At 50.3% G+C, this 13,846-nt stretch carries 20 protein-coding genes and 1 pseudogene; 6 read left to right on the forward strand and 15 right to left on the reverse strand.

What is annotated here, in order from left to right; all coding sequences use genetic code 11:
- Nucleotides 1-313: 313 nt before the first annotated feature.
- Nucleotides 314-862: a gamma carbonic anhydrase family protein gene (locus tag AAIG39_RS24270; protein WP_343194926.1), complete on the forward strand. Its 549-nt coding sequence runs from the start codon at nucleotides 314-316 to the stop codon at nucleotides 860-862.
- Here the strand turns inward: AAIG39_RS24270 and AAIG39_RS24275 are convergent.
- The 6 genes from AAIG39_RS24275 to dprA are packed head-to-tail and all read right to left on the reverse strand — an operon-like array spanning nucleotide 844 to nucleotide 4,636.
- Nucleotides 844-1,101: a DUF1488 family protein gene (locus AAIG39_RS24275; protein ID WP_090089127.1), complete on the reverse strand. Its 258-nt coding sequence runs from the start codon at nucleotides 1,099-1,101 to the stop codon at nucleotides 844-846. The genes AAIG39_RS24270 and AAIG39_RS24275 overlap by 19 nt on opposite strands.
- Entirely contained in the window at nucleotides 1,098-1,916 is an 819-nt protein-coding gene (gene aroE, locus AAIG39_RS24280; protein WP_343194927.1) for a shikimate dehydrogenase, read from the reverse strand. Before aroE ends, AAIG39_RS24275 begins: the two co-directional genes overlap by 4 nt.
- A gap of 4 nt (nucleotides 1,917-1,920) precedes the next feature.
- Nucleotides 1,921-2,493, reverse strand: coding sequence for an L-threonylcarbamoyladenylate synthase type 1 TsaC (gene tsaC / locus AAIG39_RS24285; RefSeq protein WP_090089131.1), 573 nt, complete (start codon nucleotides 2,491-2,493; stop codon nucleotides 1,921-1,923).
- Nucleotides 2,483-3,040 carry a DNA topoisomerase family protein gene (locus AAIG39_RS24290; RefSeq protein ID WP_090089136.1) on the reverse strand — a complete coding sequence of 186 codons (558 nt, stop codon included), beginning with the start codon at nucleotides 3,038-3,040 and terminating at the stop codon, nucleotides 2,483-2,485. Before AAIG39_RS24290 ends, tsaC begins: the two co-directional genes overlap by 11 nt.
- 26 nt (nucleotides 3,041-3,066) lie before the next feature.
- Nucleotides 3,067-3,540 carry a DUF494 family protein Smg gene (smg, locus tag AAIG39_RS24295; RefSeq protein WP_039076830.1) on the reverse strand — a complete coding sequence of 158 codons (474 nt, stop codon included), beginning with the start codon at nucleotides 3,538-3,540 and terminating at the stop codon, nucleotides 3,067-3,069.
- Nucleotides 3,512-4,636: a DNA-protecting protein DprA gene (dprA, locus tag AAIG39_RS24300; RefSeq protein WP_090089137.1), complete on the reverse strand. Its 1,125-nt coding sequence runs from the start codon at nucleotides 4,634-4,636 to the stop codon at nucleotides 3,512-3,514. Before dprA ends, smg begins: the two co-directional genes overlap by 29 nt.
- Nucleotides 4,637-4,763: 127 nt before the next feature.
- Here dprA and def point away from each other — a divergent pair, with 127 nt between their 5' ends.
- From def to mscL, 5 genes are all read left to right on the forward strand, one after another.
- Nucleotides 4,764-5,273 (forward strand): peptide deformylase, encoded by a 510-nt coding sequence (gene def, locus AAIG39_RS24305; RefSeq protein ID WP_090089139.1) that lies wholly within the window; start codon nucleotides 4,764-4,766, stop codon nucleotides 5,271-5,273.
- Between the two features lie 14 nt (nucleotides 5,274-5,287).
- The gene (fmt, locus tag AAIG39_RS24310) at nucleotides 5,288-6,235 is read left to right on the forward strand and encodes a methionyl-tRNA formyltransferase (RefSeq protein WP_343194928.1); all 948 of its coding nucleotides are present in this window, start codon (nucleotides 5,288-5,290) and stop codon (nucleotides 6,233-6,235) included.
- A gap of 48 nt (nucleotides 6,236-6,283) precedes the next feature.
- Nucleotides 6,284-7,573: a 16S rRNA (cytosine(967)-C(5))-methyltransferase RsmB gene (rsmB, locus tag AAIG39_RS24315; RefSeq protein ID WP_343194931.1), complete on the forward strand. Its 1,290-nt coding sequence runs from the start codon at nucleotides 6,284-6,286 to the stop codon at nucleotides 7,571-7,573.
- Between the two features lie 22 nt (nucleotides 7,574-7,595).
- Nucleotides 7,596-8,972: a Trk system potassium transporter TrkA gene (gene trkA / locus AAIG39_RS24320; RefSeq protein WP_249573072.1), complete on the forward strand. Its 1,377-nt coding sequence runs from the start codon at nucleotides 7,596-7,598 to the stop codon at nucleotides 8,970-8,972.
- A 140-nt stretch (nucleotides 8,973-9,112) separates the two neighbouring features.
- A complete protein-coding gene (mscL, locus tag AAIG39_RS24325) occupies nucleotides 9,113-9,526 on the forward strand; it encodes a large-conductance mechanosensitive channel protein MscL (protein WP_090089146.1) in 414 nt (137 codons plus the stop codon).
- Here mscL and AAIG39_RS24330 read toward each other — a convergent pair.
- The 9 genes and pseudogenes from AAIG39_RS24330 to rpmJ form a co-directional block, all read right to left on the reverse strand.
- A pseudogene (locus AAIG39_RS24330) lies at nucleotides 9,417-9,742 on the reverse strand (alternative ribosome-rescue factor A). The gene mscL and the pseudogene AAIG39_RS24330 overlap by 110 nt on opposite strands.
- Before the next feature lie 57 nt (nucleotides 9,743-9,799).
- Nucleotides 9,800-10,225 carry a Zn(2+)-responsive transcriptional regulator gene (zntR, locus tag AAIG39_RS24335; protein ID WP_090089148.1) on the reverse strand — a complete coding sequence of 142 codons (426 nt, stop codon included), beginning with the start codon at nucleotides 10,223-10,225 and terminating at the stop codon, nucleotides 9,800-9,802.
- 2 nt (nucleotides 10,226-10,227) lie between these two features.
- Complete coding sequence (locus AAIG39_RS24340; protein WP_343194929.1) at nucleotides 10,228-10,596, reverse strand: DnaJ family domain-containing protein; 369 nt, start codon at nucleotides 10,594-10,596, stop codon at nucleotides 10,228-10,230.
- Nucleotides 10,597-10,703: 107 nt separating this feature from the next.
- Nucleotides 10,704-11,090 carry a 50S ribosomal protein L17 gene (gene rplQ, locus AAIG39_RS24345; protein ID WP_001216372.1) on the reverse strand — a complete coding sequence of 129 codons (387 nt, stop codon included), beginning with the start codon at nucleotides 11,088-11,090 and terminating at the stop codon, nucleotides 10,704-10,706.
- Between the two features lie 40 nt (nucleotides 11,091-11,130).
- Nucleotides 11,131-12,120, reverse strand: coding sequence for a DNA-directed RNA polymerase subunit alpha (locus tag AAIG39_RS24350; RefSeq protein WP_034461761.1), 990 nt, complete (start codon nucleotides 12,118-12,120; stop codon nucleotides 11,131-11,133).
- Nucleotides 12,121-12,145: 25 nt separating this feature from the next.
- Nucleotides 12,146-12,766 carry a 30S ribosomal protein S4 gene (gene rpsD, locus AAIG39_RS24355; protein ID WP_000135224.1) on the reverse strand — a complete coding sequence of 207 codons (621 nt, stop codon included), beginning with the start codon at nucleotides 12,764-12,766 and terminating at the stop codon, nucleotides 12,146-12,148.
- A 33-nt stretch (nucleotides 12,767-12,799) separates the two neighbouring features.
- Nucleotides 12,800-13,189 (reverse strand): 30S ribosomal protein S11, encoded by a 390-nt coding sequence (rpsK, locus tag AAIG39_RS24360; RefSeq protein ID WP_002919257.1) that lies wholly within the window; start codon nucleotides 13,187-13,189, stop codon nucleotides 12,800-12,802.
- A 16-nt stretch (nucleotides 13,190-13,205) separates the two neighbouring features.
- Nucleotides 13,206-13,562: a 30S ribosomal protein S13 gene (gene rpsM / locus AAIG39_RS24365; protein ID WP_003863308.1), complete on the reverse strand. Its 357-nt coding sequence runs from the start codon at nucleotides 13,560-13,562 to the stop codon at nucleotides 13,206-13,208.
- 146 nt (nucleotides 13,563-13,708) lie between these two features.
- The gene (gene rpmJ / locus AAIG39_RS24370; RefSeq protein ID WP_000868187.1) at nucleotides 13,709-13,825 is read right to left on the reverse strand and encodes a 50S ribosomal protein L36; all 117 of its coding nucleotides are present in this window, start codon (nucleotides 13,823-13,825) and stop codon (nucleotides 13,709-13,711) included.
- Nucleotides 13,826-13,846: the final 21 nt, after the last annotated feature.

The raw sequence follows: 13,846 nt of genomic DNA on the forward strand, positions 1-13,846 counted from the left end.
TTAGCGCTCTGTCGCGAGGTGGCGTATATTACGCTTTCCTCTTTCAGAGTCAACCCTGATTTTCAGGATTTTTCTCTTCGTTGTTCCGACTATCTCGTGAAGTGTTTCACATTGTCGTCTCAACGGAGGCGCATTATAGGGATCCCATTTTTTTGCACAAGCCTTTTTTCGATCTTTTTTGCTGATTGTTGTTTTTTCGCCCTTTTCGTTGAGATCCCGTACGATCTGCTCGAATTATGACAAGTAAAAGGCTTGCACAAGGCCGTTATTGCCACCAAAGTCTACTTCACAACCTATTTTTGATGAGGCATCTATGTCCGCAGTTTTACGTCCTTATAAAAATTTGTATCCTCAAGTCGGTGAAAGAGTGATGGTCGATGCCACCAGCGTTGTGATCGGCGATGTCCGTATTGCTGATGATGTCGGAATCTGGCCGCTGGTCGCTATCCGCGGTGATGTCAACTATGTAGATATAGGGGCCCGCAGTAATATCCAGGACGGTAGCGTATTGCACGTTACGCATAAGTCTTCTTATAACCCCGAAGGTAATCCGCTAATCATTGGCGAAGATGTGACGGTGGGACATAAGGTCATGCTACATGGTTGCACTATCGGCAACCGCGTGCTTGTCGGGATGGGGTCCATTTTATTAGATGGCGCGGTTATTGAGGATGATGTGATGATTGGCGCGGGCAGCCTGGTTCCGCAAAATAAACGCCTCGAGAGCGGTTACCTTTACCTTGGCAGCCCGGTGAAACAGATCCGCCCACTAAAAGAAGAAGAGATTGCAGGGTTAAAATACTCGGCGAACAACTACGTGAAATGGAAAGATGAATATCTGGCTCAGGATAACCAGATATAACCCTGCTCGTCTTCCTGCTGCTCACGGATCAACTGTTCGGCCTCGTCTTCCAGATCCCAGCGATTTTCCCGGAACAACGCCAGCCACAGCGCTGGCGAATCGCCCCCAAAACGTTCCGCCAGAACCTCAGCATGCATAATGCAGGTAAGTTGTAAGCCGTTCACCAGGGCAGGAAAACAAATCGCCTGTTGTGCATCATTCCACTCTTCCCTATCGGGAAACTGGATTGCCTGGTTCATGCCGCCAGTTCCTTCTGGAGCTGTTTAATAACAGATTCTATATCTGGCAATACGCCATGCCATAGCAGCACCGAATGTGCGGCTTGCCCCACCAGCATCCCCAAACCATCGGCGCATCGTTGCGCCCCATGTTGTTGACACCATGTAAGGAAAGGCGTGCTGCCTTTTTGATAAAACATGTCGTAGCAATAAAGATCTGAGTGAACGATAGATTCAGGTAGTTCGGGTACTCCTCCATCAATACCGCTGGAAGTGGCATTGATGATGAGGTCGAATTCATGGCCTGCCAAATCGGATAACGCAAGCGCATTCACGCTCCCGGTGTGAGCAAAAAGCGTTGCCAGTTCTTGCGCGCGAACCAACGTCCTGTTTGTTATCGTCACTGCGCAATCGAGCGAAAGCAGCGGGAGCAGCACGCCTCGTGCGGCGCCACCCGCACCAATCAGCAGGATGCGAAAGCCGGGCCTGATAAATGACAAGCGCTCCAGATCGCTTAACAAGCCAATTCCGTCAGTGTTGTCACCCAGTAAGCGCCCATCTTCAAGACGCTTTAGTGTATTTACCGCCCCCGCAAGCGCGGCACGTTCGGTGAGTTCGTCGGCCCGACTGAATGCTTCCTCTTTAAAAGGCACGGTAATATTGGCACCTTTCCCTCCCGCAACGAAGAAAGCCTCCAGCGTATTAATGAAATCATCCATTGGCGCCAATACGCGACCATAAGGATGTTCAATCTTTAATTGAGCCGCAAATTGCGCATGAATGAATGGCGATTTGCTGTGTGCGATTGGATTACCAAATACAGCGTAGGATTCCATAGTGTTAACCTTGACGGAATAATTCGCCGGTGAGGGCGTCGCGAATTTCAGAAGGATTCTGGCGGCCACCCGTTTTCCCTTCCACAACCGGGAAATCGACACCGAATTGCTGGCGCACTTCGTCATCCGTTCGGCAAGGAGGTAAACCGGTCAAGTTTGCACTGGTTGATACCAACGGTTTGCCATACGCCTCGCATAATGCAATCACCAGCGGGTGATCGGTAACACGTACTGCCAGAGAATCAAAACGCCCGGTCAGCCAGCGCGGCGTGGTGGCTTTGGCAGGGAAAACGAATGTTACAGGTCCTGGCCAGCAGGCAAAAACAGCCTCACGCTGGGCCTCGCTCAGCTTGCTGTCGTCTATATAAGGTTTTAGCTGCCCGAAGCTGGCGGCAATGAGGATCAGCCCTTTCTCGACCGGCCGCTGTTTCAACTCAAGCAGACGATTTACGGCAATCTCGCTGTCCGGGTCACACCCAACACCGAAAACGGCCTCAGTGGGATATGCGATGACATTGTTATTTTTCAGGACCTCCACCGCAGCAGCGATGGGATCCAAATGCAGGTTATTCTTCACGGGTTTGTTCCGCCGTTACCGGCTTTCCACATTGTTTACTTGCGCAGAAGCATTTGGTGCCTTGCGCCGTTTTTTTCTCGATCAGTAGCGGGTAGTGGCATGTTGGGCACTCCCCTGCCACGGGTTTGAAATTGATGACGAACTGACAATCGGGATAACGATCGCAGGAATGGAAGGTTTTGCCAAATCGTGACTTTCGCTGGATCAAGTGCCCGGTCTGACACTGTGGACAAGTGATCCTGGTGTCATCGGGTTTATCGATTTGTTCGGTATGTTCACACTCAGGATAGTGGCTACAGCCAATAAACATGCCAAACCGCCCCTGTCGCAATACCAGTACTGCGCCACAGACGGGACAGTCTTGCCCTTCCAGAATTTTGACGACATGCCCATCCGCCTGACTTTTCAGCGGACGGACATAATCGCATTCCGGATAATGAGAACATCCGAGAAACGGACCATGCTTGCCGGAACGAATAACGAGTTCAGCCCCGCACTGTGGGCAGGGCTCGTTGTTACGCACCGTAAACAGTGCTGATTTGGCCATAAGGACTCTGGAAGCTGCAAAAATGATTAATGCAGCATACCTTCATTCACTTCAAAGAGTAATTCTTCCATTTGCTGGTAAGCGTTTTCGCATCCTGGAATGTTAAACAGAACCATCAGAATGACCCATTTCAGGTCCTCCAGTTCGAACTCTGCTGTGTCCAGCGCCAGCACGCGTTCAATCACCATTTCACGTGTTTCGAGGTTTAGCACCTGAATCTGCTCCAGGAATAGTAAGAATCCCCGGCAACTGGCATCCAGCCGTTCACACTCTTCTGGCGTATAAATACGCACGGAGAGCGGGTCAGAAGCGAGCTGCATCGGTTCGGCGAGGCCTTCCTGATAATCAGCCAGCTTTTCAAGCCACAGAAGCGCATTGTAGATATCTTCACGATCAAAACCAGCGTCGGTAAGGTCCCGTTCCAGTTTGTCCTGATCCACCCGCATTTCAGCTTCGTTATGGATGTAAGTCTCAAACAAATACATTAGTACGTCGAACATGGCTTGCCCTCCTTAATCGGACATAGCCGCCGGGTACAGCTGCGATCCACCCTGCTAACTCCAGTTCAAGTAGCTGAGCCACAGTTACTGGCACAGGTTGGCCGGCACGTTCAGCGACGACGTCAACAGGTGTTACCTCATCTCCTACGTTAGCCAGGAGCTCGGGAAATGGCAATGCCACCTCTTCTTGATCTGGAGAATAAATTGAATTTTCGTTACCTGACGGCAACCAATGTAGTCCGTATTGCAAATTTTCCAGGATCTCTTCTGGCGAGATAACCAGAAGCGCGCCCTGCTGTATTAACCAGTGTGGCCCTTCGCTACCGGGGTTTCCTACCGGGCCGGGAAGTGCAAAAACGTCACGGCCTTGTTCCGCAGCACAGCGTGCAGTAACTAATGAACCGCTGCGTAAAGCAGCTTCGATAACCAACACTCCCCGACTAAGCCCACTAATGATGCGATTACGCCGAGGGAAATTACCTGGATAAGGCGCGGTCTTGAGAGAAAATTCGGAGACGAGCGCCCCGCCATTGGCGATGATGTCGGCAGCCAGGGAGATATGGCGTCGTGGATAAACAGTAGAAAGGCCATGCCCCAGTACACCAATGGTTTTACCCTGCGCGTTAAGTGCTGCTCGATGCGCGACACTGTCAATCCCAAGCGCCAGCCCACTGGTAATAATTAAACCGCTCCGCGCCAGCGCCTCGCAAAATAGTGTCCCCCAGCGTTCGCCGTACCATGAATGTGCTCGACTGCCAACTACAGCAAGCTGCTGGCTCGCCAGAACATCTGGCTCCCCTTTAATAAAAAGCGCACCCGGGTAATCTGCAATCGCCCGTAATTGCTGCGGATACTGCTGCTCGCAGGCCAGAATAAGATGATGCTGTGGCTGCTCAAGCCAAAGCAGGCTCTCTTCAATTTCTCGTGGACTCATTGCCAGAAACCGTCTGGCCTGTTTTGCCGTTAAACCACTTGCGATTAACGTCTCGACATCAACCACCGCGCTACTCGCCAGATTTTGCGCTACTCTTAGCATCCTTTCGCCGAACAAATCGCCTGTATATATCAGTCGTAACCATATTTCTGTAGAAGTCATCTGCGTCCCTGCCATAAATAGCTCGCCCAATCCTTGCGATTGGTCACCGATGCTGTCAATCAGAGGGGGATTTGTCTAGAATAGTAGGGATAATCTTTCTTACTCCTGAACACGACTCTGGATATTTATGGCAGTTTTGCAAGTATTACATATCCCGGACGAGCGTCTTCGCAAAGTCGCAGTGCCGGTAAAAGAAGTTAATGCAGAAATTCAGCGTATCGTTGACGATATGTTTGAAACAATGTACGCGGAAGAAGGTATCGGTCTGGCTGCAACCCAGGTGGATATTCATCAACGCATTATCGTTATTGATGTCTCTGAAAATCGCGATGAGCAACTGGTGTTAATTAACCCAGAACTGCTGGAAAAAAGCGGCGAGACGGGAATTGAAGAGGGTTGCCTCTCTATTCCGGAGCAGCGTGCGCTTGTTCCGCGTGCCGAAAAAGTGAAAATCCGCGCGCTGAACCGTGAAGGCCAAACCTACGAGCTGGAAGCGGATGGTCTTTTGGCTATTTGTATCCAGCATGAGATGGATCATCTGGTAGGTAAATTGTTTATAGACTATCTTTCGCCGCTCAAACAACAACGTATTCGCCAGAAAGTTGAAAAACTTGATCGTATGAAAGCGCGAGCTTAAGGATAAGAATCCACGTGTCAGATTCACTACGCATTATATTTGCCGGCACACCTGATTTTGCAGCGCGTCACCTCGACGCTCTGCTCTCTTCTGACCATGAGATCGTTGGCGTATTCACTCAGCCTGATCGTCCCGCCGGACGCGGCAAAAAATTGATGCCGAGCCCGGTAAAAGTGCTGGCAGAAGAAAAAGGGATTCCGGTATTTCAGCCAGTGTCTCTTCGTCCACAGGGAAATCAACAGCTTGTTGCCGATTTGCAGGCCGATGTCATGGTGGTTGTCGCCTATGGCCTCATCCTGCCGAAAGCCGTTCTGGAGATGCCTCGTCTCGGCTGTCTGAATGTACATGGATCTTTACTCCCACGCTGGCGTGGTGCGGCACCGATCCAACGGTCATTGTGGGCGGGCGATACGGAAACTGGCGTCACCATCATGCAAATGGATGTCGGGCTGGACACGGGTGATATGCTTTATAAGCTCTCTTGCCCAATTACTGCTGAAGACACCAGTGCGACACTTTACGATAAGCTGGCACAGCTTGGCCCGCAGGGTTTGCTCGTAACGCTGACACAAATTGCGAACGGGACGGCAACACCCACGGTTCAGGACGAAACGCAGGTTACCTATGCGGAAAAACTCAGCAAAGAAGAAGCGCTGCTTGACTGGTCCTTGCCTGCGGTGCAACTGGAGCGTTGTATTCGTGCCTTTAATCCATGGCCAATGAGCTATTTCGTCATTGATGACCAACCCGTTAAGGTCTGGAAGGCGTCGGTGATAAACACCCAGGCTAAAGCCGAACCCGGCACAATTATTGAAGCCAATAAGCAAGGTATCCAGATTGCGACGGCTGAGGGTATTTTGAATCTTGAATCGCTCCAACCCGCCGGTAAAAAAGCGATGAATACTCAGGATCTCCTGAACTCCCGGCGGGAGTGGTTTACGCCGGGCAATCGTCTGGTCTGACAATTATATTTAAGCCCGGTATTACCGGGCGTTTTTATTTTCGTGGCTATGAAAAAAAATTTTAATCTACGCAGTATGGCAGCACAGGCCATTGAGCAGGTTGTTGAACAAGGACAATCTCTGAGTAATGTTCTTCCGGCACTGCAGCAAAAAGTCTCCGATAAAGACAAATCATTGCTTCAGGAGCTCTGCTTTGGTGCACTGCGAACGCTCCCACAACTGGACTGGCTCATTAACAAACTGATGTCCCGCCCGATGACGGGTAAACAGCGTACCGTGCATTATCTGATAATGATTGGCCTGTATCAGTTGCTGCACACCCGCATTCCGGCTCACGCTGCGCTGGCCGAGACCGTTGAGGGCGCCGTTGTTATCAAGCGTCCACAGCTTAAGGGATTGATTAATGGTGTACTGCGTCAGTTCCAGCGCCAGCAAGACGTCTTACAGGCTGAGTTTGAACAGAGCGAACAACGTTTCCTGCACCCAACCTGGTTGCTAAAACGTCTGCAAAAAGCGTATCCGCAACAGTGGCAACATATTGTTGAAGCCAATAATATGCGCCCACCAATGTGGTTGCGCGTAAATCGCAACCATCACTCCCGTGATGCCTGGCTGGCACTGCTGGCTGAAAGCGGAATGGAAGGATTTTCTCATCCGGATTATCCTGATGCCGTACGCATGGCCTCCGCGGTATCTGTTAGCGCATTACCTGGGTTTGATGAAGGCTGGGTCACCGTACAAGATGCTTCCGCCCAGGGATGTATCACTTTCCTTGAACCGCAAAATGGTGACCGCATCCTGGACTTGTGTGCCGCCCCCGGTGGTAAAACAACACATATTCTTGAAGCCGCCCCTCAAGCCCGCGTGCTGGCTGTTGACATTGATGAGCAACGTCTTTCTCGCGTCTATGACAATCTTAAACGCCTGGGAATGAAGGCTGAGGTGAAGCAAGGCGATGGACGTCATCCTACGCAATGGTGCGGTGATGAGAAATTTGATCGTATTTTGCTCGATGCGCCTTGCTCGGCAACGGGCGTTATTCGTCGCCATCCAGATATCAAATGGTTGCGCCGGGATCGCGACATCAACGAACTTGTGCAATTACAGGCAGAGATTCTTGATGCTGTCTGGCCACATCTTAAACCAGGCGGTACGCTGGTATATGCCACGTGCTCAGTTTTACCGGAAGAAAACAGCCAGCAAATTGCCGCATTCCTTTCACGTACGCCTGATGCTCGCTTAAGTTTGACTGGTACGCCAGAACGACCAGGACAGCAGAACCTGCCAGGAGCGGAAGAGGGTGATGGCTTCTTTTACGCTAAGCTTTCCAAACAATGAGTAGGATAACGGGTCGCAGCTGATGAAAATCATAATACTGGGCGCGGGGCAAGTCGGCGGTACGCTGGCGGAAAACCTGGTCGGGGAAAATAATGATATCACCGTCGTGGATACTAACGGCGATCGTCTGCGTAGTCTGCAGGACAAATTTGATTTACGCGTTGTCCAGGGGCATGGTTCACATCCACGCGTACTACGAGAAGCAGGTGCAGACGACGCGGATATGTTGGTTGCGGTAACCAGTTCGGACGAAACAAATATGGTTGCCTGCCAGGTGGCCTATTCACTGTTTAATACGCCAAACCGTATTGCTCGCATCCGCTCGCCGGACTACGTGCGAGATGCGGACAAGTTGTTCCATTCCGAAGCTGTGCCTATCGACCACCTCATTGCCCCCGAACAGTTGGTCATCGATAGCCTTTATCGATTGATTGAATACCCAGGGGCGCTGCAGGTCGTGAACTTCGCCGAAGGGAAAGTCAGCCTCGCCGTCGTAAAAGCCTATTACGGCGGACCTCTGGTAGGAAATGCGCTGTCAACAATGCGCGAGCATATGCCGCATATTGATACCCGTGTCGCCGCTATCTTCCGCCATGACCGCCCTATTCGCCCGCAGGGTTCAACGATTGTCGAAGCCGGTGATGAAGTCTTTTTCATCGCTGCGTCTCAGCATATTCGTGCCGTGATGAGTGAATTACAGCGTCTTGAAAAACCTTATAAGCGCATCATGCTTGTTGGCGGCGGTAATATAGGCGCTGGCCTGGCAAGGCGTCTGGAAAAAGATTACAGCGTTAAATTGATCGAGCGCGATCAGCAACGTGCGGCAGAACTGGCAGAGAAACTACAAAACACCATTGTGTTTTATGGTGATGCATCAGACCAGGAGTTGCTTGCAGAAGAACATATTGATCAAATGGATCTCTTCATTGCCGTCACTAACGATGATGAAGCGAATATCATGTCCGCCATGTTGGCCAAGCGAATGGGTGCCAAGAAAGTCATGGTGCTAATTCAACGCCGCGCTTACGTCGACCTGGTACAGGGCAGCGTGATCGATATTGCCATTTCACCACAGCAGGCCACCATTTCTGCACTGCTGAGCCATGTGCGTAAAGCAGATATTGTGGGTGTGTCATCTCTGCGCCGCGGTGTTGCCGAAGCGATAGAAGCTGTGGCGCACGGTGACGAGAGTACATCGCGCGTCGTTGGTCGTGTTATCGATGAGATTAAGCTGCCGCCAGGAACAATTATTGGTGCCGTCGTACGCGGTAATGATGTCATGATCGCCAACGACAATTTGCGTATCGAACAAGGTGATCACGTCATCATGTTTCTTACCGACAAAAAATATATCACTGATGTTGAGCGCCTGTTCCAGCCCAGCCCTTTCTTCCTCTAATTATCAGGCGCCACAACTGGCGCCTCTTATTTAACCCTGGCTTTATCAATGTTAAAAAATTCTGGCAATTTTTTACCCTTAATGGAAAACGAGAATACATTTGTTAGACTTAACCTGTCTGACAGCACAAGGAGAAGAGCATGAGCTTGCTAAAAGAATTTCGCGAATTTGCGATGCGGGGAAACGTAGTTGATTTGGCGGTAGGGGTGATCATTGGCGCGGCATTCGGCAAGATTGTTTCTTCGCTGGTCGCTGATATTATCATGCCACCATTAGGTTTACTTATTGGCGGAATAGACTTTAAGCAATTTGCTCTTACTTTGCGCGAAGCACAAGGCGACGTCCCGGCGGTCGTCATGCATTACGGTGTCTTTATACAGAATGTTTTCGACTTCATTATTGTCGCGTTTGCTATTTTCATGGCGATTAAACTAATTAATCGGCTCAAACGTAAACAGGAAGATGAACCCAAAGCGCCGCCTGCACCTGGTAAAGAGGAGTTGCTGTTAACGGAAATCCGTGATCTGTTGAAAGAACAAAACAAACGCTCCTGATTAAGCTGTTTTAAGCAGAAGGCCAGTGGTAAACAAGCGATTCGCTTGCTTGCCACTGGCCTCCCAGTTACCTTTCTTACTGTGCTTGTCTTTACGTAAATAACTCCCTTTCCCCTTTTTATTCTTCTCAACTCGCTGTCTGAAAAGGGGATCATGAAGCAATGCCTCGATGGCGTTATCATTAATCTGCCCTTTCTTATGCTGATAATGGCTCATAATTTCTCCAGATTGTGGTTTCAAACGGCGCAAGTTTAGGCTTGCTAACAACAAAGATCAATGCCCCTCCTGAGTGCTACTGGCTCCCTGCTCCAGGGCCTCAAGTATTGAACAATAGACACTACTGTGCGCACTGCCACAGCAAGCATCATTCAATTTCTGTAGAGAACGTTGCATCATCTGCAATTCCTGAATTCTCGCTTCTACCTCACTCAATCGGGCCTGAACTATGCTCTTGGATTCCTGGCAAGTGTGATGCTCAGGATCGATACGGATAGAAAGTAATTCACGAATCGACTCAAGCGTAAAGCCAAGCTGGCGCGCATGCCGGATAAATTTCAGACGCTGCAAATCGTTCTCCGAATAAAGGCGAAAGCCGCCCTCCGTTCGAATTTCATGATCCATCATCTGCTGTTTTTCATAGTAACGAATGGTATCCGGGGTAACCTCAGCCAGTTTGGCCAATTCTCCAATTCGAAACATCTCTACTCCTCATTAAATTTCAGCATCAATTTTCCCGCATATTCACCGTGAAGGAATTCCGTACTGAGTCCAGCCTGCCTCAATTTCAATTCAAGAAGTGTCAGTCGCCGACTTATTTCGTGATAGTCCGGATGATCCTGATTTATATGAGCCAGTAAGTCCGACAAAACAAGCGCTTCTTTACGATATTCAAGCTCAGGCGGAAGGCAGCCCGCATTTTTGAGTAAACGGAACCCTGCGCGTAGTTCAGGCGGTACATGCGAATCATCATCAAGGACTAGTGGTTTACAGCTACCAGGCAAATGTTCAAATTCGCCTTTTTGCTGAGCATCGAGGATGTGCCGTTCTGCCCACTGGTCAAGTAACCACATACCACCTCCAGGTGAGGAACGAAAAACATACCGATATTGTAGGAAATCTGGGGGTAATGCGGATATAAAAAAACCCGCCGAGGCGGGTTTTTTTACGTTACTACAGATTACTCTGCAGCAGCTTCTGCTTTCGATTCAGAACGATCAACCAGCTCGATGTATGCCATCGGCGCATTGTCGCCTGCACGGAAGCCACACTTCAGAATACGAGTGTAACCACCGGCACGGCTCGCGAAACGCGGGCCCAGCTCGTTAAACAGTTTTGCCACGATCTCGTTATCACGAGTGCGGGCGAATGCCAGACGACGATTAGCAACGCTATCAGTCTTGGCAAGAGTAATCAGCGGCTCAACTACGCGACGCAGTTCTTTCGCTTTCGGCAGGGTCGTCTTGATGATTTCATGACGAACCAGCGAACCTGCCATGTTGCGGAACATAGCCTGGCGATGGCTGCTGTTGCGGTTCAGTTGACGACCACTCTTACGATGGCGCATGACCTTATCCTTCTCAGTAAAACCTTAACCTGTGATCCGGTTACTCGTCAGCAATGCTTGCCGGCGGCCAGTTTTCCAGGCGCATGCCCAGAGACAAACCACGCGAGGCCAGCACATCTTTAATCTCGGTAAGAGATTTTTTACCCAGGTTCGGCGTTTTCAGCAACTCAACCTCGGTACGCTGTACCAGATCACCGATATAGTGGATAGCTTCTGCCTTGAGGCAGTTAGCAGAGCGGACAGTCAATTCCAGATCGTCAACAGGGCGCAGCAGGATCGGATCGAATTCTGGTTTCTCTTCTTTCACTTCCGGCTGACGTACATCACGTAAATCAACGAAAGCTTCAAGTTGTTCAGCCAGAATGGTTGCCGCACGACGAATCGCCTCTTCAGGATCGATTGTGCCGTTGGTTTCCATTTCGATGACCAGCTTGTCCAGGTCGGTACGCTGTTCAACACGCGCTGCTTCAACATTGTAGGCAATACGCTCTACAGGGCTGTAGCATGCGTCGACCAGCAGACGGCCGATTGGGCGCTCATCTTCTTCCGAATGAATTCGGGCAGAAGCCGGCACATAACCACGACCGCGCTGAACTTTGATACGCATGCTAATAGACGCGTTCTCATCGGTCAGGTGGCAGATCACGTGCTGCGGCTTGACGATTTCGACATCACCGTCGTGGGTAATGTCGGCTGCAGTCACAGGGCCAATGCCAGATTTATTCAGAGTAAGAATAACATCATCTTTACCCTGAACTCTCACCGCCAGCCCTTTCAGGTTGAGCAGGATTTCAAGGATATCTTCCTGAACGCCTTCTTTGGTGCTGTACTCATGAAGTACACCATCAATCTCAACCTCGGTCACCGCGCAACCCGGCATCGATGAGAGCAGAATACGGCGCAGTGCGTTACCCAGAGTATGGCCAAAGCCACGCTCTAAAGGCTCAAGGGTCACCTTGGCGTGCGTCGAACTCACTTGCTCGATATCTACCAGGCGCGGTTTTAGAAACTCTGTCACAGAACCCTGCATTGTGTCCTCTCTTTGGTACTAAGCTTTACTTGGAGTAAAGCTCGACGATCAGGTGTTCGTTAATGTCCGCAGACAGATCAGAACGCTCCGGCTTACGCTTGAACGTGCCTTCCATCTTGCCAGCATCAACTTCCAGCCAGGTTGGCTTTTCACGCTGCTCAGCCAGCTCCAGAGCGGCTTTCACGCGAGACTGCTTTTTCGCTTTCTCACGAATGCTAACAACGTCATTCGGACTAACCTGATAAGAAGCGATGTTAACAACACGACCGTTTACCATGATAGCCTTATGGCTAACCAGCTGGCGTGCTTCTGCACGAGTGGCGCCGAAGCCCATACGGTATACAACGTTGTCCAGACGACCTTCCAGCAGAGCCAACAGGTTTTCACCGGTGTTGCCTTTCAGACGCGCTGCTTCTTTATAGTAGTTACGGAACTGACGCTCCAGCACACCGTAGATACGGCGAACTTTTTGCTTTTCACGCAACTGCACACCATAGTCAGACAGACGCGGTTTACGCGCACCGTGCTGGCCAGGAGCTTGTTCAATTTTACACTTGGTATCGATCGCGCGAACGCCAGACTTAAGGAATAAGTCGGTGCCCTCACGACGGCTCAGCTTGAGCTTAGGACCCAAATATCTTGCCATTTTCTTTCTCCAACAATCCTAGAAAACGAGGCGTTATACGCGACGTTTTTTCGGCGGACGACAACCGTTATGAGGGATCGGAGTCACATCAGTAATATTAGTGATGCGGAAACCAGCGGCGTTCAGAGCACGAATAGTAGATTCGCGACCCGGACCCGGACCTTTGACCATAACTTCCAGATTCTTGATGCCGTATTCTTTAACGGCTTCTGCACAACGCTCTGCTGCAACCTGAGCTGCAAACGGAGTGGATTTGCGAGAACCACGGAAACCGGAACCACCGGCTGTTGCCCAACCCAATGCGTTACCCTGACGATCAGTGATAGTAACGATGGTGTTGTTGAAAGAAGCATGGATATGAGCCACGCCGTCAGAGACTTGTTTTCTTACACGTTTACGTGCACGAATTGGTGCCTTTGCCATTATTCAATCACCCCGATTATTTCTTGATCGGTTTGCGCGGACCCTTACGGGTACGTGCGTTGGTCTTAGTACGCTGACCGCGCACTGGCAGACCACGACGATGACGCAAACCGCGATAGCAACCAAGATCCATCAGGCGCTTGATGCTCATGCTGATTTCACGGCGCAGATCACCTTCAACGACAAATTTGGCAACTTCGTCACGCAGCGTGTCGATTTGTTCTTCAGACAGCTCACTGATCTTAACATCTTCAGCGATACCCGCTGCAGCCAGGATGGCTTTGGAACGGGTCTTGCCGACGCCGTAGATCGAAGTTAATGCGATCACAGCATGTTTCTGATCAGGAATGTTAATGCCTGCTATACGGGCCACTATGCACTCCTATAATTTTACTTGTACGCACCATGCTGAAAAGCCCGTTTTCAGGATACTCAAATGGAAACGCACAGACATACAAAAGATTGGCTGGCTAATCTAGCCAGCTCAACCCAACTTTGCAAGAAAAATATGCGAAATAATCAGCCTTGGCGCTGTTTATGTTTCGGCTCGGCACTGCAAATCACGCGGATGACGCCATCACGCTTAACGATTTTGCAGTTACGGCATAATTTCTTGACGGAAGCACGAACTTTCATTTTTACTCTCCGTAACTTCTC

This window comes from Phytobacter palmae (assembly GCF_039409775.1).
Classification (GTDB): Bacteria; Pseudomonadota; Gammaproteobacteria; order Enterobacterales; family Enterobacteriaceae; genus Phytobacter; species Phytobacter palmae.

What these genes read in the sequence shown, in the direction of transcription:
- AAIG39_RS24270 (WP_343194926.1), top strand. Translation starts at nt 314, where the DNA reads ATGTCCGCAGTTTTACGTCCTTATAAAAATTTGTATCCTCAAGTCGGT.
- AAIG39_RS24275 (WP_090089127.1), bottom strand. Translation starts at nt 1,101, where the DNA reads ATGAACCAGGCAATCCAGTTTCCCGATAGGGAAGAGTGGAATGATGCA.
- aroE (WP_343194927.1), bottom strand. Translation starts at nt 1,916, where the DNA reads ATGGAATCCTACGCTGTATTTGGTAATCCAATCGCACACAGCAAATCG.
- AAIG39_RS24290 (WP_090089136.1), bottom strand. Translation starts at nt 3,040, where the DNA reads ATGGCCAAATCAGCACTGTTTACGGTGCGTAACAACGAGCCCTGCCCA.
- smg (WP_039076830.1), bottom strand. Translation starts at nt 3,540, where the DNA reads ATGTTCGACGTACTAATGTATTTGTTTGAGACTTACATCCATAACGAA.
- dprA (WP_090089137.1), bottom strand. Translation starts at nt 4,636, where the DNA reads ATGACTTCTACAGAAATATGGTTACGACTGATATATACAGGCGATTTG.
- def (WP_090089139.1), top strand. Translation starts at nt 4,764, where the DNA reads ATGGCAGTTTTGCAAGTATTACATATCCCGGACGAGCGTCTTCGCAAA.
- rsmB (WP_343194931.1), top strand. Translation starts at nt 6,284, where the DNA reads ATGAAAAAAAATTTTAATCTACGCAGTATGGCAGCACAGGCCATTGAG.
- trkA (WP_249573072.1), top strand. Translation starts at nt 7,596, where the DNA reads ATGAAAATCATAATACTGGGCGCGGGGCAAGTCGGCGGTACGCTGGCG.
- mscL (WP_090089146.1), top strand. Translation starts at nt 9,113, where the DNA reads ATGAGCTTGCTAAAAGAATTTCGCGAATTTGCGATGCGGGGAAACGTA.
- zntR (WP_090089148.1), bottom strand. Translation starts at nt 10,225, where the DNA reads ATGTTTCGAATTGGAGAATTGGCCAAACTGGCTGAGGTTACCCCGGAT.
- AAIG39_RS24340 (WP_343194929.1), bottom strand. Translation starts at nt 10,596, where the DNA reads ATGTGGTTACTTGACCAGTGGGCAGAACGGCACATCCTCGATGCTCAG.
- rplQ (WP_001216372.1), bottom strand. Translation starts at nt 11,090, where the DNA reads ATGCGCCATCGTAAGAGTGGTCGTCAACTGAACCGCAACAGCAGCCAT.
- AAIG39_RS24350 (WP_034461761.1), bottom strand. Translation starts at nt 12,120, where the DNA reads ATGCAGGGTTCTGTGACAGAGTTTCTAAAACCGCGCCTGGTAGATATC.
- rpsD (WP_000135224.1), bottom strand. Translation starts at nt 12,766, where the DNA reads ATGGCAAGATATTTGGGTCCTAAGCTCAAGCTGAGCCGTCGTGAGGGC.
- rpsK (WP_002919257.1), bottom strand. Translation starts at nt 13,189, where the DNA reads ATGGCAAAGGCACCAATTCGTGCACGTAAACGTGTAAGAAAACAAGTC.
- rpmJ (WP_000868187.1), bottom strand. Translation starts at nt 13,825, where the DNA reads ATGAAAGTTCGTGCTTCCGTCAAGAAATTATGCCGTAACTGCAAAATC.